Annotated in this window: 22 protein-coding genes and 4 pseudogenes; 12 read left to right on the top strand and 14 right to left on the bottom strand. The window is 70.0% G+C overall.

The annotated features are described in order from the left end of the window. Positions 1 to 4 precede the first annotated feature (4 nt). Positions 5 to 1,330, bottom strand: coding sequence for a methyltransferase (locus GPJ59_RS02635; RefSeq protein WP_219664698.1), 1,326 nt, complete (start codon positions 1,328 to 1,330; stop codon positions 5 to 7). Between the two features lie 56 nt (positions 1,331 to 1,386). Continuing rightward, complete coding sequence (locus GPJ59_RS02630) at positions 1,387 to 1,740, bottom strand: tetratricopeptide repeat protein (RefSeq protein ID WP_219664697.1); 354 nt, start codon at positions 1,738 to 1,740, stop codon at positions 1,387 to 1,389. A gap of 73 nt (positions 1,741 to 1,813) precedes the next feature. Between GPJ59_RS02630 and GPJ59_RS02625 the strand changes: the two genes are divergently transcribed. The 6 genes and pseudogenes from GPJ59_RS02625 (at position 1,814) to GPJ59_RS02605 (ending at position 7,862) form a co-directional block, all read left to right on the top strand. Further along, positions 1,814 to 2,779, top strand: coding sequence for a pirin family protein (locus GPJ59_RS02625; RefSeq protein ID WP_219664696.1), 966 nt, complete (start codon positions 1,814 to 1,816; stop codon positions 2,777 to 2,779). A gap of 358 nt (positions 2,780 to 3,137) precedes the next feature. Next, a pseudogene (locus tag GPJ59_RS02620) lies at positions 3,138 to 3,359 on the top strand (DUF5655 domain-containing protein); the annotation flags it as partial. A gap of 120 nt (positions 3,360 to 3,479) precedes the next feature. Beyond that, positions 3,480 to 4,268 (top strand): hypothetical protein, encoded by a 789-nt coding sequence (locus GPJ59_RS38840; RefSeq protein ID WP_374200770.1) that lies wholly within the window; start codon positions 3,480 to 3,482, stop codon positions 4,266 to 4,268. After that, positions 4,265 to 4,657, top strand: a complete 393-nt coding sequence (locus GPJ59_RS37020) for a hypothetical protein (RefSeq protein WP_374200769.1) — start codon at positions 4,265 to 4,267, stop codon at positions 4,655 to 4,657. The genes GPJ59_RS38840 and GPJ59_RS37020 overlap by 4 nt, the downstream gene beginning before the upstream one ends. Continuing rightward, complete coding sequence (locus GPJ59_RS02610; RefSeq protein ID WP_219664694.1) at positions 4,654 to 7,278, top strand: tyrosine-type recombinase/integrase; 2,625 nt, start codon at positions 4,654 to 4,656, stop codon at positions 7,276 to 7,278. Before GPJ59_RS37020 ends, GPJ59_RS02610 begins: the two co-directional genes overlap by 4 nt. Next, on the top strand, positions 7,275 to 7,862 hold the full coding sequence (locus tag GPJ59_RS02605; protein WP_219664693.1) for a DUF6262 family protein: 588 nt from the start codon (positions 7,275 to 7,277) through the stop codon (positions 7,860 to 7,862). Before GPJ59_RS02610 ends, GPJ59_RS02605 begins: the two co-directional genes overlap by 4 nt. Before the next feature lie 391 nt (positions 7,863 to 8,253). Here the strand turns inward: GPJ59_RS02605 and GPJ59_RS38375 are convergent, their stop codons facing one another. Then, positions 8,254 to 8,856, bottom strand: a complete 603-nt coding sequence (locus GPJ59_RS38375) for a TetR/AcrR family transcriptional regulator (RefSeq protein ID WP_219664692.1) — start codon at positions 8,854 to 8,856, stop codon at positions 8,254 to 8,256. Between the two features lie 106 nt (positions 8,857 to 8,962). Between GPJ59_RS38375 and GPJ59_RS02595 the strand changes: the two genes are divergently transcribed. From GPJ59_RS02595 to GPJ59_RS02570, 5 genes and pseudogenes are all read left to right on the top strand, one after another. Then, entirely contained in the window at positions 8,963 to 9,823 is an 861-nt protein-coding gene (locus tag GPJ59_RS02595; RefSeq protein ID WP_219664691.1) for a haloalkane dehalogenase, read from the top strand. 116 nt (positions 9,824 to 9,939) lie between these two features. Then, positions 9,940 to 10,386: pseudogene (locus GPJ59_RS38835) on the top strand (transporter); the annotation flags it as partial. A gap of 53 nt (positions 10,387 to 10,439) precedes the next feature. Further along, entirely contained in the window at positions 10,440 to 11,480 is a 1,041-nt protein-coding gene (locus tag GPJ59_RS38830; RefSeq protein WP_374200768.1) for an IS5 family transposase, read from the top strand. A gap of 11 nt (positions 11,481 to 11,491) precedes the next feature. After that, complete coding sequence (locus GPJ59_RS02575) at positions 11,492 to 12,016, top strand: AAA family ATPase (RefSeq protein ID WP_219664690.1); 525 nt, start codon at positions 11,492 to 11,494, stop codon at positions 12,014 to 12,016. A gap of 128 nt (positions 12,017 to 12,144) precedes the next feature. Next, on the top strand, positions 12,145 to 12,609 hold the full coding sequence (locus tag GPJ59_RS02570; protein WP_258023753.1) for an NUDIX domain-containing protein: 465 nt from the start codon (positions 12,145 to 12,147) through the stop codon (positions 12,607 to 12,609). A gap of 206 nt (positions 12,610 to 12,815) precedes the next feature. On the opposite strand, the gene GPJ59_RS02565 is transcribed toward GPJ59_RS02570, so the two are convergent. Next, entirely contained in the window at positions 12,816 to 13,175 is a 360-nt protein-coding gene (locus GPJ59_RS02565) for a hypothetical protein (RefSeq protein ID WP_219664688.1), read from the bottom strand. Between the two features lie 509 nt (positions 13,176 to 13,684). On the opposite strand from GPJ59_RS02565, the pseudogene GPJ59_RS37005 reads away from it, so the two are divergent. After that, positions 13,685 to 13,964: pseudogene (locus GPJ59_RS37005) on the top strand (transposase); the annotation flags it as partial. A 55-nt stretch (positions 13,965 to 14,019) separates the two neighbouring features. On the opposite strand, the pseudogene GPJ59_RS02560 reads toward GPJ59_RS37005, so the two are convergent. From GPJ59_RS02560 to GPJ59_RS02515, 10 genes and pseudogenes are all read right to left on the bottom strand, one after another. Then, positions 14,020 to 14,494 (bottom strand): annotated as a pseudogene (locus tag GPJ59_RS02560) (NUDIX hydrolase). Between the two features lie 60 nt (positions 14,495 to 14,554). Next, entirely contained in the window at positions 14,555 to 15,316 is a 762-nt protein-coding gene (locus GPJ59_RS02555) for a PIG-L family deacetylase (RefSeq protein ID WP_219664687.1), read from the bottom strand. Positions 15,317 to 15,409: 93 nt separating this feature from the next. Further along, positions 15,410 to 15,856 (bottom strand): hypothetical protein, encoded by a 447-nt coding sequence (locus tag GPJ59_RS02550; RefSeq protein ID WP_219664717.1) that lies wholly within the window; start codon positions 15,854 to 15,856, stop codon positions 15,410 to 15,412. Then, positions 15,747 to 16,205, bottom strand: coding sequence for a hypothetical protein (locus tag GPJ59_RS38825; protein WP_374200771.1), 459 nt, complete (start codon positions 16,203 to 16,205; stop codon positions 15,747 to 15,749). Before GPJ59_RS38825 ends, GPJ59_RS02550 begins: the two co-directional genes overlap by 110 nt. Before the next feature lie 219 nt (positions 16,206 to 16,424). Beyond that, positions 16,425 to 18,800 carry a methyltransferase, FxLD system gene (gene fxlM / locus GPJ59_RS02540; protein ID WP_219664685.1) on the bottom strand — a complete coding sequence of 792 codons (2,376 nt, stop codon included), beginning with the start codon at positions 18,798 to 18,800 and terminating at the stop codon, positions 16,425 to 16,427. A 28-nt stretch (positions 18,801 to 18,828) separates the two neighbouring features. Next, entirely contained in the window at positions 18,829 to 19,497 is a 669-nt protein-coding gene (locus GPJ59_RS02535; RefSeq protein ID WP_219664684.1) for a M15 family metallopeptidase, read from the bottom strand. Further along, positions 19,498 to 20,001 (bottom strand): NUDIX domain-containing protein, encoded by a 504-nt coding sequence (locus tag GPJ59_RS02530; protein WP_219664683.1) that lies wholly within the window; start codon positions 19,999 to 20,001, stop codon positions 19,498 to 19,500. Then, positions 19,998 to 20,474: a GNAT family N-acetyltransferase gene (locus GPJ59_RS02525; protein ID WP_219664682.1), complete on the bottom strand. Its 477-nt coding sequence runs from the start codon at positions 20,472 to 20,474 to the stop codon at positions 19,998 to 20,000. Before GPJ59_RS02525 ends, GPJ59_RS02530 begins: the two co-directional genes overlap by 4 nt. 38 nt (positions 20,475 to 20,512) lie before the next feature. Then, positions 20,513 to 21,895: a phosphotransferase gene (locus GPJ59_RS02520; protein ID WP_219664681.1), complete on the bottom strand. Its 1,383-nt coding sequence runs from the start codon at positions 21,893 to 21,895 to the stop codon at positions 20,513 to 20,515. Then, positions 21,892 to 22,698 (bottom strand): class I SAM-dependent methyltransferase, encoded by an 807-nt coding sequence (locus GPJ59_RS02515; protein ID WP_219664680.1) that lies wholly within the window; start codon positions 22,696 to 22,698, stop codon positions 21,892 to 21,894. The genes GPJ59_RS02520 and GPJ59_RS02515 overlap by 4 nt, the downstream gene beginning before the upstream one ends. Between the last annotated feature and the right edge of the window lie 32 nt (positions 22,699 to 22,730).

Raw genomic sequence — 22,730 nt, 5'->3', positions numbered from 1 at the left:
GAGTCTAGGCCCGACGGCCGCCCCGCGCCCGGCGCCCGGCGGACCGTACGCCGGTCCCGTTCCCCGCGCTGCCCGGACCCCCTGCACCCTTCTCGCCCTTCTCGCTCTTCTCGCCCTTCTCGCCCTTGACGACCCGCAGGATCACGAACTTCGGGTCGCTCGCGACGAGTTCGCAGTTGCCGAAGAGCCGGCGCAGCCGGACGTGGTACCCCAGGTGCCGGTTGCCGACCACCCACAGCTCGCCGCCCGGCCGCAGCGCCCTGCGGGCCTGCGCGAACATGCGCAGCGCGGTCGCGTCGGTCGTCGCCTGATGGGAGTGGAAGGGCGGATTGTTCAGCACGAGGTCCACCGATCCGGCGGGCAGTCCCGCCAGCCCGTCACCGACCACGAACTCGGCCGTGCTCCCGCCCTCGCCCGCATGCGCCACATCCACATGCGCCACATTCGCCTCGTACGTCGCCCGCGCCGAGGCCACCGCCTGGTACGACTCGTCGGCGAAGACCAGCTCGGCGCCCGGGTCGGCGAGCGCGGCGGCCGTCCCGAGGATGCCGTTGCCGCAGCCCAGGTCGACGATCCGGCGCGCGCCGGTGCCCTTCGGGAGGTGCCCCAGCAGGAAGCGGGTGCCGATGTCGAGCCGGTCCGCGCAGAAGACCCCGGCGTGGTTGACCACCGTGAGCCCCTCGGCGGGCCCGGCACCGGCGTCGGGGCCGAGCGTGTACACGAGAGGCCACGGATTGCCGGCCGTCCCGCCCTCTTCTGCGCTGCTCGCGCCCGTCGGCGTACAGAAGATCAGCCGCGCCTTGCGCTCGGCCAGTGAGGTCCGGGTCGGCCCCAGGATCCGCTCGAACAGGGTCAGCGTCGAGGTGTGGATCTCCTTCACCATGCCAGTGCCCACGACCACCGTGCCCGCGTGCACGTGCGGAGCCAGCCGGTGCAGCTGGTCCTCCAGCAGGGCCAGGCTCTTGGGCACCCGGACCAGCAGGACGTCGATCCGCTCGGGCGGCGCGTCCTGCGTCGTGAGCAGCCGTACCGACCCCTCGTCCACGCCGGCCCGGGCCAGGTTCGCGACGGTCGCCTCGCGCGTCAGGAACGAATCGGTGATCTGCGCCGGCCCGTGCGCGGCCAGCGCCGTGACCAGCGCCCCCCAGCGGTCGCCCAGCACCGTGATCCGGCGCCCCGCCAGCTCCACCGGGCCGCGCTCGCCGGTACCGGCGGCGAGGTGCCGCAGCAGGTACTCGTCGGCGGCGTCCCAGGCGCGGAGCCGGTCGCGGGGGTCCTCGGGGAAGCGGGTGAGATCGTACGAGCCGAAGGGCGTGGTCAGACGGTTCATCGTGGTCCCAGGCTAGCCGCTCGGCCCGGCTGCCCGGACCGGGCGGCGCGGGCCCGTCATGCCTCGGGGAAGTCCCCGGCCATCGCGGCCGCGATCCGCAGGTACGTCCCCGCCTCCGCGGCCCGGCCCTGCCGCTCCAGCGTGCGACCGAGCAGCAGCTGTGCGTAGTCCTCCACCGGCCAGCGCTCCAGGATCGCCCGCAGCTCGCCCTCGGCGCGGGACAGCTGTGCGGAGTGGTAGTAGGCGCGGGCCAGCAGCAGCCGGGGCGCGAGCTGCTCGGGCGTCTCGGCGGCGAGGGAGTCCAGGACGCGGGCGGCCGGGGCGTACTCCTTGGCGTCGAAGAAGAGCTGGGCGCGCGCCCAGCGCTCGGCGGGGGTTCCGTGCTCGTAGTAGGCGTTCAGGGCGTTCATGGCCCGTGCAACACGCGGGCCGGCGCCGACATTCCGCCGAACGGCAGTGCCCTGACCAGGCTAGGTTGTGCCCATGAGCAATCTCGATCGCCAGCCCGCTCTGTCCACCTGCGGCGGCCGCGGGTTCGTCGTCGCCGAACCGGTCCGTGAACTCCTCAGCCCCCGCCAGGTCAAGCTCGGAGAGTCCACGGAGGTCCGCCGGCTGCTGCCGAACCTGGGCCGGCGCATGGTCGGCGCCTGGTGCTTCGTCGACCACTACGGCCCCGACGACATCGCCGACGAGCCCGGCATGCAGGTGCCTCCCCACCCGCACCAGGGCCTGCAGACCGTCAGCTGGCTGCACGAGGGCGAGGTGCTCCACCGCGACAGCGTGGGCAGCCTCCAGCTCGTACGACCGCGTGAGCTGGGCCTGATGACCTCGGGCCGGGGCATCAGCCACTCCGAGGAGAGCCCCAGGTCCCACGCCCGCTTCCTGCACGGCGCGCAGCTGTGGGTCGCCCTCCCCGAAGCCCACCGCCACGTGGACCCCCACTTCCAGCACCACGCCGACCTCCCGCACGTCGCCGCCCCCGGCCTCACCGCCACGGTGATCCTGGGCACCCTGGACACCGCGACCTCGCCCGGCACCACGTACAGCCCGATCGTCGGCGCGGACCTGTCCCTGACCGCCGGCACCGAGACCCGCCTCCCGCTGGAACCGGACTTCGAGTACGCGGTCCTGTCCATGTCGGGCGAGGCCCACGTGGACGAGGTCCCCCTGCAACCGGGCTCGATGCTCTACCTCGGCTGCGGCCGCACCGAACTCCCCCTGCGGGCGGCCTCGGACGCGGGCCTGATGCTCCTGGGCGGCGAACCGTTCGAGGAGGAAATCGTCATGTTCTGGAACTGGATCGGCCGGTCACACGATGACATCGCGCAGGCCCGCGAAGACTGGACGAACGGGACGCGCTTCGGCGAGGTGAAGGGCTACGACGGCCCTCCGCTTCCGGCTCCAGAGCTCCCGCCGACGCATCTGAAGCCTAGGGGAAGAGTGCGTTGACCTGCTGGTTTGTGTGGATGAGGGCTGGGTGTCGTGCTCGCACCCGGCCCTCCGATTTTGGTTTCGCAGGGGGAGGTCGCCGGACGCGGTGCGAGAGCCTTCGGCGCCGACGGTCGAGTCTCATGTGTTGCGGGCTGTAACCAAGTTTGGTCGAACGAATGCTGACCTTTTCCGAGGCGATCCTGTCGAGTGGTGGCCAGTGCTATTGGTCGATGTCGTCGAAGGGGCTGCCCTGGGAGTCGGGGCGCGGGTTCCCCGGCTGCTGATCCCGGCGCCCGGGAGGGGCCGGCTGCCCCTGTCGCCTGGGGAAATAGTCCCAGGCCTCTCGGTGTTCTGCCTCGACACACGAGAACTGGGGGTGTCGACGCTGGAGCTGTTCAGCATGCGAGGCAGTGTGACGGAAGTTGCGCCGCGACTGGCCGATGAAGAGTCGGAGGTGCAGGCGCTGGTTGAGGCCCACACGGAGATCATGCTCGGGGTGAGGTTCCTTGCCACCGAGTACAGCACTGGCCCCGTGCACGGTGGGCGGATCGACTCGCTTGGGCTTGATGAGAACGGTGCTCCCGTCATCGTCGAGTTTACCGACCGCAGGTACTCCTGCCCGTGATGTCCGTCTGGGACTGTGACCAGCACGTCCCGGGCTTGTTTACCGACCGTGTCCGGGACGTCTGTCATGTTCTGGAGTCGGTGCGGAGGACGAGTGGCACGGCACGTGGTGGTCGGGGACCTGAGGGTCCAGCAGATCGAGCGGAAGGACGGGCGGCGGTCGTGGACGATCGTGTGGCCCGAGGGGACGGTGCACACGGAGGCGGACCGGTTCCTGCGCCTGCATGATGGTTCTGGAACGCAGAGGACGTATGCGTATCTGCTGGTGGACCATCTGCGGTGGCTGGAGCGGGAGTGTCTGACCTTCGCTGGGGTCCAACTGCGAGACCTGGAACGGTACATGGGCATGGTCGGTGCCGAGGTTCGCATGCCGCTCGGCGAGCCGTGGCGGGTCGGCAAGCGCCCGTACGGCCGCTCCGCATTGTCGACTGCGGCGGCTTGCCTGAAGGGCTTCTACCTGCATCAGTCCTCCCTCGGCATCAACGGCGAACTCGGCAGGAAGCTCGATAGGTCGCGGCTGCCGTCGCGGGTGGACCGGCGCCGTTCGTTCCTCGGGCATGTGAAGTCGTCGCTGCCCACCAACCCGCTGGCGCCGAAGGGGCCGCACCGCCGGCATCCGAAGATGCTTCCGGACGGCGCCCGGGAGAGGCTGCTGGAGACGGTGAACGCCGCCCGGGACCGGCTGGTGGTCACCTGGCTCGCCGACGGGGGCTTCGCATCGGCGAGCTCTGCGGACTTCACCTGGTCGACCTGCACCTGCGTGAGAACGCGGCCTGCGGCGAGTGCCGCACCCCTCACCTGCACGTCTGCCACCGGCCCGGTAATCCGGACCGGGCCGAGGCCAAGACCAAGCACCCCTGGCGGGTCGAGCACGGCACCGTGACCGGCGGGCTGATCAAACGGGTCAGCCCCGCGATGGTGCACACCTACTTCGAGTACGTCACCACCGAGTACCCGCGCCGCGCCGGGCACGGCATGCTCCTGGTTCAGCTGCACGGCCCCGGTGCCGGGCAGCCGTGGGCGCCGGTCGGGGCTCGGCGGATGCTCGGCCGGGCCGGGACGCGCGCTGGTCTGGGGCTGGTGAAACCGCATGCCTTCCGGCACTCGTTTACTTCCGCGGTTCTCGACGCCGCCGACGGCAACTTGTTGATCGCCCGGGACGCCGGCGGCTGGGCCTCGGCCGCGATGGTGGATGAGGTCTACGGCCACGTCGATGTCCACGACCCGGTCTTCGACGCCGCCCTGCGCACGGTCTGGGGTGGGACGAAGTGACGGCGCCGTCGCTGCTGCCGCAGCAGGATGCCCGCACGCGACGGGACCGGCTGGAGGCGCTCACCGCGCTGATCAACGGGCCCGAGTTCGACCCGGCGCTGCGCGGCGGGGTGCTGAAGATCCCGCCGATGCACCCGGTTTATCCGTGGAGCTGCACGGTCGTCGACTGCGCGCGGCCCCGCTGGCGGCGCTACGCGATGTGCTCGCTGCACGCCGAGCAGTGGCAGGAGGCGGAGGCGCGTGGGGTGAGCCGGGCTCAGTTCCTGCGGGCCGCGGAGCCGCTGGCGGCCACGGAGATGCCGGAGGCGATGATGTGCCGGATCTGCCCGCACCGTCCGGCGTTCAGCCTGCAACTGGTGCTGTGCTTCCGGCACCGCAACCGGTGGCTTGGCCACCTGAAGCGGCACCCCGGCGGGGGTGAGGCGGAGTTCGAGCGGTGGCTGGCCGACCAGCCGGCGCTGCCGGGCTACGGGGAGTGCCGAGCGGACGTGTGCGACGAGTTGGCCGCCTCGCCGCTGGGGCTGTGCGGCGCGCACGAGCGCGGCTACATCCGGGCCGGGCGGCCGGGTGGGGCGAAGCTGCCGAAGAACTTCTTCGCCACCTATGAGCGCAGTGGTCGCCGTGTCCCGGTGACCTGCGAGGACGACGTCGCCTTCCGTGCCTGGTGCCGTGCACAGCTGCCGGTGCACCGCACCGGAACGGTCAACCTGCGAGGGCTGCGGCCCTTGCTGAGGGCGGAGGTGCAGTGGGGCATGTATGTCCACGGCCTGCAGCCCGTCGCCGTGTGGCATCTGACGTGGGTGCAGTCGCTCGCGGACGAGTGTCAGCGCCGCGATGTGGCGTCCCTGGCCGGCCTTGATGCGTCCGTCTTCCGCCGGGCCTACCACCAGCGCATGGTCCAGGAGATGCAGCAGGCCCTGCGGAAGATCTACTTCACCCCCTCCGACACCCGGGATGCCGGCTATATCGAGACTGAGCACTTCGGGGTGCGCTTCCCCCACCGCTCCAGCTACGTCGACCTGACCTGCATCTGTCAGCGGTGGCTGCGCGACCTCTTGTGGGACCACATCGCCGACGTGCTGCGCTCGCCCACCTGCCCGCGCAGCGCCCAGCCAGTGGACTTCGTGCGCCGCGCCGCCGCCGAGCTGTCCGCGTTCTTGGAGGCGGAGGCGCCGGGCGGCGGCCACGACCCCACCGTGCTGCGCGGCGAGCACGTCCACCGCTTCGTCGCGGACCTGCGCAACCGCGAACGCCTCGGCCTGGCCTTCCGCGGCCGGGCCCGCCTGGACGGCAAAAGGGCGAAGGTCACCGAGAACGCGCGCCGGATGGTGTTCAACTACGGCCGGTCCCTGCTGCGCGGCGCGCTGGACCGCGGCAGCGCCGAGCGGATCGGCCTGGACCGCGCCTTCATCGCTGCTATGCCGGTCGGCGGCCCGGGCACGCCCCGCAGCCGCAACCCCTTCCCCGACGAAGTCGCCCGGGCGCTTGCGGACGAGGCCAACCTGCAGCAGCTCGCCGACGGCTACGACCCGCACGACCGGGGCCTGAGGGACATGTGGGAGACCATCATCGTCACCGGCCGGCGCGCCAGCGAGGTCATCCAGCTCCGCCTGGACTGCGTCGGCCGCTACGGCGGGCTGCCCCTGCTCTGGCACGACCAGACCAAGGTCGGCAACCTGAACGCGGCCGTCCGCATCCCCGACCATCTCCTGGACCGGCTCGAAGAACGCCGCCAAAAGACCCTGACCCACTACGCCGACCGGCACGCCGGCCGCCCGCCCACTGCTGCCGAACGCGCTCACCTGGCCCTGTTCCCCACCGACATCGTCAACCCCGACGGCCGCCGTGCTTTGTCCTACACCTGGTTCCACACCGGCTTCCGTAGCTGGATCGCCGAGCTTGACCTCGGCGGTCACTACGTCACCCACCAGGCCCGGCACACGCTGGCCACCCGGCTGCTGCGGCACGGCGCGAGCCTGACGCACATCCGCCGCTACCTCGGCCAGGTCTCCGACCGCATGGCCGAGCACTACGTCCACCTGACCCAGTCGGACCTGGATAACGTCCTCCAGCACGTGTGGGTCGCCGGCCCCGGCACCACGAGTCCCGGCAAACTCCTCACCAGCGACACCGCCCCGCTCACCCACGAGCAGGCCCAGGCCCTGGCCATCGACCTCTCTCGCCGCAGCACCCCCGCCGAGGGCGGCTTCTGCACCTTCCAGCCCGTCGTCGACGGCGGCGCCTGCCCCTGGAACCTCGACTGCCACAACTGCGACAAGTTCGTACTCTCCGGCGCCGACCTCCTCTACTGGCGACGCAAGCGCGAACAGTGGCGCCTGCTGGCCGAAGGCGCCCCCGACGACGCCACCGCCAACTACCTCCACCGCTACTTCGAGCCCACCGCCCGCGCCATCGACGGCCTGGAAAAGGCGCTGGCCGGCCTCGGCCTCCTCGACGACGCCCTCGCCCTGGACCTACGCAAACCCCAGGACTACTTCCATCGCCTATGGTCCACCGCCTTCCGTGCCACCGACCTCGCCGACGCGGGCAGCGACGAGCCGGACGAGTACAGCGATACGTGCACAGCCGACGGAGACGCCCCCGAACAGGAAGCCGCATGAACACCGCCACCGTCCCCGAACCCCGCACCGCGGCGGCCCTGGCCGCCCGCCGCCGCAAGACCGAAGCCGCCCTTGAGCGCGTCCACCAGGCCATCGCCCGGCTCCGACGCGAGAAGGCCCAGGTCAGCGTCGCCGCCGTCGCCCGCCGAGCGGACGTCTCGCGCACCTTCCTCTACGACAACACCGAGGCCAGAGCCGCGGTCGCCGCAGCGATGACGCAGGCCGGCGAACACCGATTCCGCACGCTCGCTGAACAGGACGCCGAACGCAAGGCGACCTGGCGCGAACGCGCCCTGAACGCCGAGGACGCCCTCAAGGCCGCCCACACCGAGATCTTCACCCAACGCACCCGGATCGGCGAACTCCTCGGCCAGATACGTGACTTGCAAGCTGAGTGGACCGAGGAGGCAATCCTGCGGATCACCACCGAGAACACCACCCTGAAACAGCGCGTCCGCCAACTCACCACCGACAACCGCACCCTCAACGAACGACTCAAGGCCGCCCGTTCGAACCTGCGCTTCCAGGACCGGCGCGTCGCCGACCTTGAAGCCCGCATCGCCGAACCGGTACTGAAGTCCTGATCCCTCCCGCCCAACCACTTCACGGCCCGTCCACCGTTCCGGTGGACGGGCCGTCCCCTGAGACCACCACGGCGAGTTACAGCGGATGCGTTTCCTCTGGAGTGACCACCCCTCCCACCAGCAAGGACGCGTCGAATCGGTAAGCGTCGCGGCAGGTACGAGAGCCGCCACGAACATCTCGTGCACCTCCTGCCCGGGGTTCTTCGGTTCGGCAGGTACATGGCGGTCGCTCAGGAAGAAACGCACCGCAACGCACTTAGCGTTGCTTTTTCGGCGAGAACCACAATCTGCCGCACAGCGCTGCGGCCAGTTCGCCAGGCCGCCGATTTTGACGTGCACGTCAGCGAAGTTGCGTGAGGCCGTGTCTTACACATCGGCCTCCTTGTTCGCCCTAGGTCAAGGCTGTGCCGCGTAGGTAGGCGGCAAGAATGGGCTGTGGCGAGACGGTCTCGTTGATGGCGGTCCGGTGGAACACCAGCGAGTCCGTGAGGGCGATCAGTTCCTCGACGCGCCCGTCTGAGTTGGGGAGTCCTGCTCTGGTGAGGGCCGACGCCGTCACCTGTTGGGTGATGGCGTGCACCTCGGACTCTGCCGTCAACTTTGCTCGAAGGTGTGGCGCGTCATCGAGTTCGAGGATGAGGGCGTATCGGGCTCTCATGTCGTCGCGGCGGAACGCGAGAGTCTCGACGAGTCCTGCGATCAGCGCGGCAAGCTCTTCGACGTCGAGCCGGTGTTCGCGCTCGAACGTCGCGTTCAGAGAGTCGGAGAGTTCTACGGCGTCGGCCTTCGCACGGGCAGCGAGCGCGTCGACGATGAGCTCCACAAGCGCGAGCCGCGTCTTGGCATGGTACGAGGTCGATCCCTGCGGTATCCCCGCCTCGCGGTCGACGGCCCGATGCGTCAGGGCGCGAACACCGTCGCGGGCGATGATTCGAATCCCGCTGTCGGCGATCGCCCTCCGCCGCTCACTGCCACTTGCCGCATTCGAAGACACGATTTGATGCTACAGGTGTAGAGTCTTGATCGCGGATGCTCTACAGCTGTAGTGGTGATGAGAGTCCAAGCCGACAGGACGCAGCGCAGACCAGGAGGAGAGCGCAATGATGATCGACTTCGTTCCTGACTCGAGCCTGTACCCCTTCGAATCACGATGGTTCGACTCGTCCGCTGGTCGAGTTCACTACATCGATGAGGGGACGGGGCCGCCGATCGTGTTCTGCCATGGCTCTCCTACCTGGAGTTTCCTCTACCGCCACATCGTGAAGGGCCTTCGCGGTCGGTATCGCTGCATAGCTGTCGACTACCTCGGCTTCGGCTTGTCCGAGCGCCCTGCCGGCTTCAGCTACACGATCTCGGAGCACATAACAGTCGTAGGTGAGCTGATCGACCATCTACAGCTCGATGACTTCGTCCTGATGGGACAGGACTGGGGCGGCCCCATCGGGCTCGGCGCAGCGACCACGCGCGCAGATCGCGTCAAGGGGATCGTGCTGGGCAACACCGCGTTCTGGCCGATCGAGCCGCTGGCGAATCGGGCGTTCAGCGTGATCATGAGCAGCCGCCCCATGCAACGACGCATCCTCGAACAGAACCTTCTCGTGGAACAGTTCCTGCTCGGCAAAGCCGGTCCCACTCTGACCGCAGCCGAGGCCGACCACTACCGCATGGTGCAACCCACCAAGGAAGCCCGACGCGGACTCACGGTCATGCCCAGGGAGATCCGCGCCGCACGCCCACTGCTGGAGAAACTAGCCCAAGACGTACCTGCCCGCCTCGGCGACAAACCGACTCTGGCGATGTGGGGCATGCGGGACATGGTGTTCCGACCGAAAGCGTGCATCCCGCGGATTCGCTCCTCATTCACCGAACTCGACATCGTTGAACTCCGCCAGGCGAAGCACTTCATTCAGGAAGACGCACCAGATCAGATCGCGGCAGCGATCATCGAACGATTCCCCTGAGTCATCACCATCGTTCCCTGCTGAGACCAACAACCACGCGAGTTACAGCAACGGCCCCAACTCCCTGTCGCGGACATGTAGTCTATGAGTCGTCGCAGTTCAGAGCCGGTTCACGAGCACCTGCGGTCGGTAAAGTCGAGTACAAGCGGGCGACCGACCCAGGCGTCATCAACCAGGGTCTGTTCTACATGTCCTGGCTGATGGACCACCGTACGGAGTTCCAGGGCCTGGTACGCGAACGCATCGGGACGACGGCGGCATCGCAGGTGCTGTGGAGCGCTCCCCGGCTGATCTGCGTCGCCGGGGACTTCACCCGCTACGACCTCCACGCGGTGCGCGAGCACCGCCGCTCGATCGACCTGGTGCGCTACCGCCTATACGGCGGACTCCACATCGCCTTGGAGACAGTCGCTTCGTTTACTGCCCAGGCCAAGGCGGCCCCGCGCCTACGCCGCAGCGGGGCTGGCGTTGCGGTGCCTGCCCGGCGGGCGGCGCGACGGATGGCTGACCTGGCGGCGGCAGTGGACGATCTTTGGCGGGTTCTGTCGTCGCCTGATGGTGTGGGTGCGGGGCGGAATCCGTCGGTCCGCGGTCGTTCATCTGCTGGTGTGATGATGTGAGTGAACGCAAGCCGTACCCGAGCGACTTATCGGACGGGCAGTGGTCGCTGATTGAGCCGGTGATCACGGCGTGGAAGGACCGGCACCGCTCGGTCAGTGGCCATCAGGGCGCCTACGCGATGCGGGAGATCGTGAACGCGATCCTCTACCAGGGCCGGACCGGCTGCCAGTGGGCCTACCTGCCGCACGATCTGCCGCCGAAGAGCGTGACGTACTACTACTTTGCCGCCTGGCGGGACGACGGGACCGACCAGGTCATCCACGAGCTCCTGCGCTGCCAGGTTCGTGAGCGGGCCCGGCGATTAGAGGACCCGACCCTGGTGGTGCTGGACACCCAGCGTGTCCACGCGGCCGCCGGGGTCCCCGCCGCCACGACCGGCCAGGATCCGGCGAAGAAGGTGCCGGGCCGCAAGCGGGGACTGGCCGTGGACGTGCTCGGGCTTGTCATCGCGGTGATCGTGCTGGCCGCGAGCACCCACGACAACGCCGCGGGCGTTGCCCTGCTGGACCAAGTCGCCGAGCGCACCGGCGGCACTGTCGAGAAGGCGCTGGCCGACCAGGGCTTCAAGAAGCAGGTCGTCGCGCATGGAGCCGGCCTGGGAATCGACGTCGAGATCGTCGTACGCAACCCGAAGAACTGCACTGCCGGCTGCAGGAGGCAGAGACCCACCTCGAACACCTCGCGATCACGCGGAAGACCATCGCCGCCCTCGCCGACCGGCTCCCGACCGACCCACCGGACCTGCCCGAGCACCCGGACTACCCCCGCATCCTCGGTGTCTTCAACGACGCGACCGGACCACTTCGGGCCCGGGAGGTGTGCGAAGCCCTCGACCACGAACTGCTGCCGAAGAACATCGAAGGTACCCGCGCCAAGCTCAAACGTCTGGTCAAGCTCGACATCCTCACCGAGGTCGACGTCGGCAGCTTCACCAGGAAGCAGTAGCCGCCAAGAACCCCGACGAGCAGCCCCACACCCAGCCTCATCAGTGAGCCGATCTCTGCTGTGTCTGTTCCTGCGGACCGCACGACGCTAGCGTCGCGTCTCATGATCGTATGGCTCAACGGCACCCATGGCGCGGGCAAGACGACGACCAGTGCGCTCGTGCAGCAGCTGATCCCGGATTCCCGGGTGTTCGACGCCGAGAAGGTCGGCGAGACACTCATGGACATTACACCGGGGTTGCCTGCTACGGACAACTTCCAGCACTGGCCGCCATGGCGACCTCTTGTGGTCGAGACCGCCCGACGCGTTCTCGACTACACCGGCGGCACTCTGGTGATTCCCATGACCGTCCTGGTCGAGCAGTACTGGCGCGAGATCAGCTCGGGCCTTGCTCAGCATGCCATTCCGCTCCGGCACTTCGTCCTCCACGCCGACCATGACACTCTCCGCAGGCGCATCGCGGGCGACACTGTTGTTGGCCCCAACTCCCCGTTCCGTCTCCAATACCTTGAGCCCTACGCCGAGGCGGCCCGCACGTGGCTGCACGCCGAGGCCGAGGTGGTCGACACCACACACCTCACGCCCGCCCAGGCCGCCCTGCAGATCGCGGAGGCCGTCAAGAATTGAAAGTAACGGCATGCGGCGTCAAAGCCTCACAGGTGCCAAGAAGTCTGCCCATGTGACAACCAGCGTGCTTCGACCCAATCGGGAAACGGTCAACACCTCACGAATCGCCCTCTCAGAACACCGTTGGCTTGGCGCGCAGTTACACCTCCCACTACGCTGACGTCCACCTCCTGCTCCGGCAGGGCGACGAAATCCTCATGAGCCGGCGCCGACAGCAGCAGGTCTTCCCCGGCATGTGGCAGGTCCCAGCCGGGCTCATGGAAGAGCCCGAACCCGCCCGCGCGGCGGCTGCCCGCGAGTTCACTGAGGAGACCAGCGCCACCGTCGACCCCTTCGACTTGCGCTTCGTACACCTCATGCACCACGTCTCCACCGGCTCCGGCTCCCGAAGGATCGCGTTCTTCTTCGAAACCGACCGCTGGCACGGCAGCATCGGCAACCCCGAGCCGGACAAATACGAAGGCTGGCAGTGGTACAAGACCAGCGGTCTGCCCGAGCCTCTTCCGCCCTACCTCGCTGTAGCGCTCCAGCACATCGCCGACGGCACCCCCTACAGCGAGTACGCCTGGCCCGCGAACACCGCCCTCGCCTAAGCCCTCAACTTTGCAAGAGGACGTGAACGAAGGCGCGGCGGCTTCCCAGTGCACAGCCGAAGGGAACCGCATCGGCAGGCGTTGGCACTGGCCTGTGACCGAGCTGTACGGCGTGGCGGATCGAGGCCGGCGGCCTTCCTTGCTGATGGTGAGGAGCACCAGAGAGTGTGACCGCGGCGGTGAGGGATCGACGGCGGAGCATTTTTTCACGGGTGTGGTGTTTCCTGTATGCCGTCGACCGGGGGGCTCATGGTGCGTTTCCTGCGGAGTTTCTTCGCGACGTCGTGTGCCCCGGCCGGGTCGTAGACCGTTATCGTTTTGCTCGGTGAGGACAGCGCGGCGGCGCGGGGTGTGAACGTATAAGTGTCGATGCCGTAGCGGACGACCAGCGCATCGACCTCGCTGGCGGACACTTGCCACAGAGCGGCCAGGCGTGCTTCCGAGTACCACTCGTCGGGGCACACGAAGTTGCGGTCAATCTCCGTCCGGTGCTCCACCGCTATGCCGACCGGGCTGAGTTGGCTGGTCAGCCAGTCGAGCAGTGCCTCCGCATCGACTCGGGGCATCGGGCCCAGAGTTCCCGGCTTGCACGCCACCTTCCCTCCGCGCGTGTGCAGCACACGAACACCAGCCGCTCACCCGTTGCGGTTGTCGACGCAACTCCCGCTAATAGGTGCGTATTTGGGGTGGTCATGAATCAAGTGTAGGTAGTAGCCGACAAATTGGTAAGGACCTGGACAGGGCAGCTCCACGCCCGCGAGGGACTCCTTCACGCCTCGACGACCACCAGGCCGGGGCAGCTCGCGTCCCTGCTCGACGAGGCCACCGTCGCCCAGGTCGTCGACTGACCGGAGCGCACCCGCGCAGCCGCCCTACACCTGGCCCCGCCACGGCGAGGCCCGCCTACCGCCGTCCCAGGCCCGACAGTCGGCCCCAGCGCACCTGAAGGACGGGCACCCGCGGCCGCGCCGCAGGGGCACCCGCGGGCCGGTCCTGCGGGCCCGCCGACCGGCAGGGTCCGGCGGCCCGGCTCAGCTCGTGGTGAAGACCCCGCCGGCGACCAGGACGCCGGCGCGGCCGTCGACGCCTGGACCGGTGGCTGTCGTGGGCACAACGCAGCCGCATCGAGGCGTTCGTCGAACTCGGCCGCAGGGTCCGCCGCCACGCGAGGCCATCGTCAACGCCCTGGTCGAGAGGCTGTCGAAAGGGCTGATCGAGTCCACCAACACCAAACGAGGCTGATCATCCGCCGGGGCTTCGGCTTCCGCACCGCCGACGCGGTCATCGCCCTGGTGATGCTCACCCTCGGCGGCGAACGCCCGACACTGCCGGGACGCCAACTCGCTCCAGCATGACCCACACATCAGTCACAAGAGCCATTTTTTCGGTCACGGGGGTCCTCTTGAGGGGTCAGCGGTGATCGGATGCGCAAAGCTGTGTAGCCAGTAGAGCGGTGATCGCCTCGGTGTTTGTCGGCCATGAAGTCGCGTAGCTGCGTCGGCATCAGGGCGAGTTGGCGGATCGCTTCCGCCGTGAAGGGGATCCGCACGATGTCGTACTTCCCGCGGTCCGCCCTGGTGAACTCGGTGCCCGTCCGTGCCTCGATGTTCATGTGATCCAGACGCGCGGCGAAGATGTGCTGGACGGCCACCCCGCCGTCGGCGGGACTGCTGATCAGGTAGACCAGCTCTGTCCGGCCCAGCTTCCCGCCGACCTCCTCGAACACTTCGCGGTGCAGTGCGTCCTTGATCGAGGCATCCGTGCTCTCGACGCCGCCGCCGACCGTCACCCAGTACGGTTCCTGTCCAGGTTTCGTGCGCTTGATGAGGATGAGGTCTTCGCCGTCGAGCAAGATCGCTCGTGCGCTGCGTTTGGTGATCGCCATGTCGTGACCTTCCGGTGTGAGGTGCGCGGCCCACGCGGCCTGGGGCGGCGCGGCTTCGCTTCAGGGTGCAAGCTGGTGGAGGCCGTTGTGGGAGGACTTGAGGTTGTGGCGGATGAACCACTCGGTTCCCAGCACCGCCTCGCGTTCCCGCGTCCGGAGCCCACTGAGCAGAGCTGGCAGTGAGCGACCACGTGCCGTCTCCGAGCGGTGTGCCTGGATCGCGGCCCATTTTCGGTCCAGCCAGGGGCCGACGTCGACGGTGGCCGTGACGAGGTCGTCGGGCACGGTGTGCAGGCGCTTGCCCGTACCGGCCAGCAGATCGGACAGGGCGCTGCTCGCCGTTCGTGGGTGTGTCGAGAGGTAGAGGGCGCTGGGCTGCCACGGGGGTCCGGCCTGAGGGTAGAGGTCGTCGAGGCCGGCTGCGTGCGCGGCCAGCAGGGCGACGCGGTGGGTGTGCTTGTGGTCGGGGTGTCCGGAGGAGCCGTAGGCGTCGTGGGTGACGATGACGTCCGGGCGGAAGTCGCGGATGTGGGAGACGACGCGCTCCACGGATTCCTCGAGCGGGGCGTCGCAGAACCGGGGTTGCCCCGGCGCGGAGTCGGGGACCCGGAGGTCGGCGTAGCCGAGCAGGCGGGGTTCTCCGGCGCCTAGGATTTTGAGGGCGTCGGCGAGTTCGGCGGCGCGATGGCTGTCGGGGGACCAGGTGGCCGTGACGACGGCGGTGCGTGCGCCGGCGGCTGCGTGGCGGGCGAGGACTCCACCGACAACGAGGGACTCGTCGTCGGGGTGTCCGTAGATCGCGAGGACGCTCGGTGCGGTCATGGGGAATCCGTTCTGTGCGAGGGAGCGGGCGAGTCCCCGGCGGCGGCGCGGATTGCCGTCGGGGTGGGGGAGGCACCGGTGTTGCGCTGGTGCTCAGGCCCCGCCTTCCGAGATTCCGGGGCTCGGTTGGAACTGCGGGATGGGGCTGCCGGTGAGGTGGCCGGCCCGACTGGCGAGGTGAGGCCCGAGCTCCGGGTGTCCGCCGCGGGCGGCGACCTGGAGAAGCTGGGCGAGGGCGATGAGTTCGCCGGTCCGGCCGTCCGGGGCGTCCAGGATGTGGCTGAACGTGTTTCGGATCCGGGCGGCCGTGGCCGGGGTGCGCAGTGAGTAGGCGTGCAGGAGTCCGACGTCGAATCCGGTGGGAACCAGGCCCCAGCCTTCCCAGTCGAGGATCACCAGCGGTTCGGCCGTGAGGTTGCCCCAGTGCAGGTCACCGTTTCCAGTGGTCCAGGAGACGGTTGCAGCCGCGGGGATGCCGAGGAAGCGGGTGAAGTTGCGGTCGATCCACTGCTGGCGCACGGCTTGGCGGTTGGTCGGCACCGTCGCGGTGGTGGCGAGCGCGGCTTGCAGGTCGCTCCACCAGGAGTCCGGCAGGTTGGCCTCGGCCGTCAGGACGGGCCCGCCGGCTGCGAGCGCCGGTAGAGGGACGTAGGGCCGGGCACGTCTTTGGCGCAGGCGATCGTGGCCTCCACCCGGCCGTCGAGGAGGTGCTCGTCGGCGCGGCGGGTGAAGGCGCCCTCCCGCCGATCGTGCTGAGCGGGCCACGGTGTGCGTCGCCCTCGGAGGTGATCTTGAGGATGTCGAGGTCCATGTCCGGGTAGCGGGAGCGGAAGGCCCGGGCGACCCGGCCGGTCTGCTCCGTGGCCATGGGGCTCGGGCGGGTGCCCATGCGGAAGGGCCTGGTCGTCGTGGTCATCGCGGATCGCTTTCACAGAAGTGAGCGTGGTGTGCAGGGGCTCGGTGAGGGACCAGGGCCTGCCGGAGGGTCTGCGTCAGGGTGCTGGTGTCTATGACGCGCCCGTCCGCGTGCATCCAGTCGGCGGCAGCCTCGTAGTAGTCCGCAGGCAGCGTGGATTCCCGCCGCAGAACGGCCCGTTGAACCAGGTGATCAAAGCCCGTTGCCCCCTCCGCTCCTCGCGTCCTGCCCAACGCCGCGGTCGGCGGCACCGTCACGGCCCGGCCAGCTGACCACGATGCGGCAGTCGGCCTTCTCGACGACGTCGCCGGCGGGAAGCGCGCCATCGGCTGTGCCCGTCGGCAGGACGGTCAGTGCGGGGACGGCGTGTCCGCGCAGTTCGCGGTCCCAGGTGTGGACCGCTGCGGCCATGCTCTCCGCGGCGGCCTTGCCGTCCGGCCCGAAGCCCTGCACCCCGAACTCCCACGTGGATGCACCGGTGGCCTCATCGCACTCTCGGCGCTCCACCATCAGGCAGGCCAGCGATCGGCCGAGGACGATGGCTTCGGCGCCCGCCCTCTTCGGCAGTCGCACCGGTCCCGGCCGGTCCGGGTCGCCCGTCATGCGGCAGAACCCGGGAAGCGAGGAGGCCAGCCACAGCTGCAGGTCCTCGAACGACTCCCCGCCACGCACCGTCACCCCGGTCCACAGCTCCACCCTGCCCGCGGCGATGGCCCGGTCGAGCCCGTCCAACGGGGCGGGCGGGGTGTCCTCCCAGCAGATCCCGTAGCCGGCCTCCCCGACCGCCACCGGCGTCTCGTCCCACCGGCCGACACCCTGCATCGGTACGAACCCGCAGGCGCTGATACCGGTCGAGTACAGCGTGCCGCCCTGGTTCCGCAGCCCGACGGCGCGGGTGTATCCGCCGAGCCGCAGCGGCAGCACCAGGTGCCCGCCTTCGGCCAACTGAGCAGTCCAGGCCCGCGGCACGTCCTTGGCCGCGACCGTGACCAGGATCGCGTCGAAGCCCTTCTCCGGCAGCAGATGGCTGGGGGCTCCGTGGCCGCCGTCGCCCAGGAAGGGCCGGACCCGGTCCGCGTACCCGGTCTCGGCCAGGAACCGCTCGGTGCGGGCGTGCACGTACGGGTCGATCTCCACGCACACCACCGATCCCGACGGTCCGACGAGCTCGGCGATCAGGCAGGCGTTGTAGCCGCCCCCGCCGATCTCCAGCACCCGGTGGCCGGGACGGAGGCCGGCCTGGCGGAGCATGAGGGCCTGCATCTCCGGCTGGGACACCGAACTCATGGACTGCCCGGTGTCCTCGTCGAACACGGTGGCGATGGCCTCGTTGGCGTACGCGCGCGCGAGGGGCTGCTCGGGCAGGAAGGCGTGCCGGGGCACGGTCGTGAACGCCCGCTGGAGTTCGGGGGTGTCGGTCCACCCGGCTTCGGTCAGGTCCCGCACCAGCCGCTCGCGGAGCCGTACGGCGGCGGCCGGTTCCGCGAACGTCAGCCGCACTTCCCCGGCGGGCCGGGGGGTGTGGTGCGCGGCTGGGACCTCGGGCAGCAGGCCCGGCCATGCGACGTTCAGCGCCTGAGCGGAGGCGGTGAACAGCGGCTGCGGCAGGCTGCGCAGGTCGGAGGGGGAGTGCCACTCCCACCGGCTGATCAGCTCGGGCTCCCGTGCCGTGGGTTCGCCGGTGTGGTCGGTGATGCGGGCGACCTCGGTGATCCGGGTGAAGCCGTGGGTGGCGTCGCACAGCGTGCCCAGCAGGAGTACGGCCTCCGGCCGAGCGTGCAGGCCCGCTTCCTCGGCGAGTTCGCGTACCGCCGTGGCCTCGAACGCCTCGCCCGGCTCGACCTTCCCCGCGGGGAGTTCCCACATGCCCCGGGACGGGTTCCAGCCGAGCAGGACCTGCCCGCGGTCATTGGTGACGACGACCGCGACGCCGGCCATCGCGGCCGGCTTCGGCGTCCGCTTCTCGCTGTACGCGACGGCGTCGGTCTTGGGCCCGCGCAGCAGCAGGATGGTGGAGTCGCCGGCGTCGATGCGCTCGGTGTGCTGCCAGCCGTCGGCCAGGAGGTCCATCTCGGCGTTGTCCAGGCAGATCCTGCGCAGTTCCGCCGGGTGCCGGTCGGCGTGCGGGCTGATCACGCACAGCGTGCCGTCCTCGTCGAGCAGGGCGGCGAGTTCGGCGACCGTGCGGGTGCGGTCGGGCAGGTGCGCCAGGGCCCGCCGCACGGTGATGACCCGGTAGCCGTGGCCGGCAGCGTCGAGGGAGGCGACGTCCCCGCCGGTGACGTCGAGCTGGTGGTACGTGATCTCGTCCGAAGCCGCCGCTGTCGCCCGCTGGAGGGCGGCCTCTGCCCAGTCCACCGCGTCGACCCGGTACCCCGATGTGGCGAGGAAGCGGGCGAGTTCGCCGGTCCCGCAGGCCACGTCCAAGGCCCTGGCGTCCGGGGCGTCCCCGTCCGACAGGGCGAGGTGCTCGGTCAGGACGGACTTCTCGACGTCGGTCAGCGGCCGGAAGTCCCGGCCGGCCTCGTAGTGGGCGTGCCAGTCGCGCTCGGCGTACGTGGTGCTCATGTGGTCGTGCTCGCTTTCGTCGGGTTGCTCAGGAGCGGTCGGCGGCGTGCGGGAAGGCGGCGGGCCCGTAGAGGGCCGCCGGTTCGCCCGTCATCAGGGCCCAGTAGCGGTCGCCGAAGGACCAGTGCCACCACTCCGTGCCGTAGTTGACGAGCCCTGCGGCCGTGAGCGCACGGCTCAAGGTGGCGCGGTGCAGCCGAGCCTGGTGGGGGAGGCCGTCGGCGAGGGTGTAGCAGGCACCCGCGCTCTCCTCCGGGCTGGCGTTGACCCGGGTGCCCATGTCCAGCTCGGTGCCGTCCGCATCGACCAGGGTCAGGTCGACGGCCGCGCCGGCGCTGTGCGGGGCGACCTCCGGCGGTGACACGTACCGGCTCGCCTGCGCCCTCAGCTCCTCCGCGGTCCAGCCTGCGTTGGCGGCACGCAGCTCGGCCGCGTACTCCTCGAAGTACCGCCGCTGCAACGCCGGCGGCCGAAACCCCTCGACGACGAGCAGACGCAGGCCGTCGGGCAGAAGCGACTGGGCGTGGAGCAACCGGTCGAGTACACCGGCGCGGAGACGGGCGAAGGCGTACGCCGGATCGGAGCGGCGGTCATCGAGAAGCAGCTCTCCGGCGGCGCGGACATCGGCGAGCGGCTCGCCGTCGTCGGCTACCGGAATCGCGGTGACCCGCGGGTCGGACATCAAGACGATGCTCATTCAGGCCTCCCAGTCCCAGGTGTCGAAGTACGCCGGGATCCCGGCGCGGCGGGCGGCCATGACGGCCTCGAGCCGTGCGTGGTCGCGTCCCGGCATCAGGTCCCGCCACTCGGGCACGGTCAGGGCGCGGACCTGGTCGTGCTCGTCGGGGTCCAGCACGATCGAGTCGATCTGTCCGGACGACAGCCGACCGCCGTCGAAGACGAACCCGACCGTGGCCAGCGGCCAGTCCTTGCCAGGCAGCCCGAACACCGTGGCCAGCAGCCTCGGCGGTCCCGGCACGTGGAGTCCGGTCTCCTCCCGGCACTCGCGTACGGCGGTCTCCCAGGGGCGCTCGCCGGGCTCGGCGACGCCACCCGGCCACTGCCAGGGGTGGGTACTGGAGTAGGTGGCGCGCAGCTGGACGGGCCGGTCGTCCTGATCGGTGAAGAACACGGCCCCGAAGACCGTGGCCTTCGGCAGGGTCGCGGCGAACTCCTCGGGCGGGAGCCACTGCTTGCTCACGACGCGCTCCCTTCGGCCGAGGCCGGGAAGCGCGTCATCCGCATCAGCGCCGGGTCGGCCGCGAAACCGAGCTGCTCGTACAGAGGGGCGGACCCGGCGCTGGCGTACAGCTCGTAGAGGGTGACGCCGTCGCGTTCCAGGTGGTCGAGGAGCGCGGCGAGCGCGGCCTTGGCGTAGCCGCGGCGCCGGTGGGCGGGGTCGGTGGCGACGGCCTGGATCACCACGGCCAGCCCTTCGGGGTACCTCGGCGCCGGTAGGACGGCGTGGACCAGCCCCAGGGCGCAAGTGGCGAGCGTCCCGGTGGGGGAGTCGACGACGTACGCGCGGGCGTCACCGCCGGCCTGGAGGCGTAAGGCGAGCTGGTCGGCGCACGCGGCGAGCCAGGTGGCGTCGAGGGGTTCGCTGAGGATGTTGTCCGAGCGCAGGCGGGCGATCTCCGCGGCGGCCGGGGTCGCAAGGCGAGGTTCCAGCATGGGGGTTCCTTCCTCAGGCGGGCTGGTGGGGCCGGGGTTCAGGGGTGGTGGACGGTGTGGAGGCGGCGCAGGGTGCGGTGGCCGCGTTCGGTGACCTCGGGGTCGCCGTGGCGGGTGCCGTAGGCGATGCCGGAGACGGCGTCGAAGGCGGCTTCGCAGTCCAGGCGGAGTTCCTCGTCAGGGGTGAGGGGCCGGCCGTAGCCGTCGAGGAACGCGCCGCGCAGGTCCGGCCGGCCACTCCAGGTGTCGCTCAGCCGCACCATGTCCCGGGTCGCGGTGTTGTACTCGGAGCGCTCGAAGTCGAACAGCAGCGGTTTGCCGTCGTCTCCGATGAGGACGTTGCGGTATTGCAGGTCCCCGTGCGTGGGCACGAGAACAGGCTTCGGCAAGTCCGCGTAGGTGCCAGCCAGGGCGAGGACCAGGTCCTCGTCCCCGTCCTCCAAGTACGGCCGGGCGTTCTCCAGATGGCGCTTGATCTTGGCGGCGGCAGTTGCGACTTCGGCGGGCCGCTCGGGTGCGCTGCCGTGCAGGGCACGGACGAGGCGGCCCAGGGCGTACTGGACGCGCGCTTCTTCGACCGCGTCGAGGACCATGCCGTGCAGCGGGCGCCCGGGCAGCGCGGTGACGATGACGGCCTGCGTGTCGGTGTCGGCCGCGACGAGACGGGGAGCCCGCGGCCCGAGCCTAGGCACCCACGACCGGTACGCGACCACTTCCCGGCCATGGAACTTCGCCCCGCGATGCCGCTTCAGATACCAGGTCCCGCCACCTGGCCCGGTGAGCCGCCACACCCGGCTGCCGGTGCGCACCCAGGACACCTCTGTTGCCCCGCTGATCGTGCCGATGGCCTGCTCTGCGAACATCCGCAGCCGGTACGGCAGCTCCACCCCATCGACGGGCGGTCCGGCCAGGAGGCGGGTACGGTCGCGGCCCTGCTGATCGTGTTCGATGGCGTCGCCGGGCTGCTGGAAGTGCACGGCGGCGGGCAGACCTGCGCGGTAGGCGTCCAGTCCGGCCCGGCAGTACGCCACCATCGGGTCGGGGAGGGCGTCCAGTGGGTACCAGCCCATGCCGTCGCACCGGTCCGGCTCCATGATCCGAGGCCGACCAGCCCACTGGCGCACCTCGAAGAAGACACCTACGCGGGAACGGGAGCCCGTCGGTGGGCGGTGGTGGACGGTGACGGCCGCGGTCACGTCCTCCGCCGTGATCAGCACGCCCGTCTCCTCGCGAGCCTCCCGGATCACGGCCTCGACCATGTTCTCGTCGGGATCGAGGTGCCCGGACGGGAGATGCCACAGGCCCGACGCATACACGGGTCCGGCCCGGCGCGACAGCAGCACCTCCGGGCCGCTCTCACCCTCGCGCCGCAGAATGAGGTGGACGTCGACCGGCACTGTGTGCCGGGCCCCGCCGCTCACCGCGCCACCCCCGGGCGGCGGGCGAGCAGCACGGTGAACACGCCGTCCTCGTGTAGGACCCCGTCCTGCGCGTGCCGAAGGAGGAGGTCCTCGGCCGGTTCCTCGAAGGCGGCGTGGTCGGTGAAGAGATCGGGCCGGGCGAAGCTGGTGGAGCGCAGGTAGCCCAGGACGCTGCGGGGCGTCCAGGCGCGGTTGAAGGGGATGCGGTGCTCGGCGATGTCGCTGAACGCGGAGCCGGCGAGGTCGTCTTCGTAGCGGCGGCCGGGCTCGCGGTAGGTGCCGGTGGTGCCGGCGCGGCGGTCTTCTCCCAGGTGGGACTGGATCAGGGTCCTGAGCGCGACGGTCCACTCGGCCTTGTGGGTCCAGAGGCTTCCGTCGCCCATGATTGCGACGGCGGCGTGTGGAGCGGCCACCCGGTCAGCCATGGCCAGCACCACTGGGCGGTCCATCCAGTGGAACGCGCGGCAGCATGTGACCAGATCCGCCTGGTAGCCGGGTTGGGTGGGGGCGAACTCCTCGGCGGGGAGGGCGTGCACCGTGGCGGTGCGCTCGCCCAGGTGCGGTCGGAGCTCGTCGAGCGCGGTGCGGAGCATCCCCCCGTCCTGGTCCACGAGGTCAAGGTGGGCCGTGCGAGGCAGGGCGGGGAGCATGGACAGGGCGACCTGTCCGGTGCCGGCGCCGAGGTCCAGCAGTCTGGGTGCTGCCGCGCCGACCAGTTCGCGGGCCAGGAGCTGGACGACCTGGTCGGGAAGTCGGGGACGGTAGCGGGCGTAGTGGCGGTCCACCGAGTCGAACAGGGACACGGCTCTCCGATCTCGTGGTGTGGGCGTGGCCG

The organism is Streptomyces bambusae, from assembly GCF_019400985.1.
In the GTDB taxonomy this organism is placed as follows: domain Bacteria; phylum Actinomycetota; class Actinomycetes; order Streptomycetales; family Streptomycetaceae; genus Streptomyces; species Streptomyces bambusae_A.
Note: the sequence above shows the minus strand (reverse complement) of the source record. Positions and strands in the feature narration are given on the sequence as shown.

Coding starts and splice junctions, on each gene's coding strand:
- GPJ59_RS02635 (WP_219664698.1), bottom strand. CDS start 1,330: ATGAACCGTCTGACCACGCCCTTCGGCTCGTACGATCTCACCCGCTTC.
- GPJ59_RS02630 (WP_219664697.1), bottom strand. CDS start 1,740: ATGAACGCCCTGAACGCCTACTACGAGCACGGAACCCCCGCCGAGCGC.
- GPJ59_RS02625 (WP_219664696.1), top strand. CDS start 1,814: ATGAGCAATCTCGATCGCCAGCCCGCTCTGTCCACCTGCGGCGGCCGC.
- GPJ59_RS02605 (WP_219664693.1), top strand. CDS start 7,275: ATGAACACCGCCACCGTCCCCGAACCCCGCACCGCGGCGGCCCTGGCC.
- GPJ59_RS02595 (WP_219664691.1), top strand. CDS start 8,963: ATGATGATCGACTTCGTTCCTGACTCGAGCCTGTACCCCTTCGAATCA.
- GPJ59_RS02575 (WP_219664690.1), top strand. CDS start 11,492: ATGATCGTATGGCTCAACGGCACCCATGGCGCGGGCAAGACGACGACC.
- GPJ59_RS02565 (WP_219664688.1), bottom strand. CDS start 13,175: ATGCCCCGAGTCGATGCGGAGGCACTGCTCGACTGGCTGACCAGCCAA.
- GPJ59_RS02555 (WP_219664687.1), bottom strand. CDS start 15,316: ATGACCGCACCGAGCGTCCTCGCGATCTACGGACACCCCGACGACGAG.
- GPJ59_RS38825 (WP_374200771.1), bottom strand. CDS start 16,205: ATGGGCACCCGCCCGAGCCCCATGGCCACGGAGCAGACCGGCCGGGTC.
- fxlM (WP_219664685.1), bottom strand. CDS start 18,800: ATGAGCACCACGTACGCCGAGCGCGACTGGCACGCCCACTACGAGGCC.
- GPJ59_RS02535 (WP_219664684.1), bottom strand. CDS start 19,497: ATGAGCATCGTCTTGATGTCCGACCCGCGGGTCACCGCGATTCCGGTA.
- GPJ59_RS02525 (WP_219664682.1), bottom strand. CDS start 20,474: ATGCTGGAACCTCGCCTTGCGACCCCGGCCGCCGCGGAGATCGCCCGC.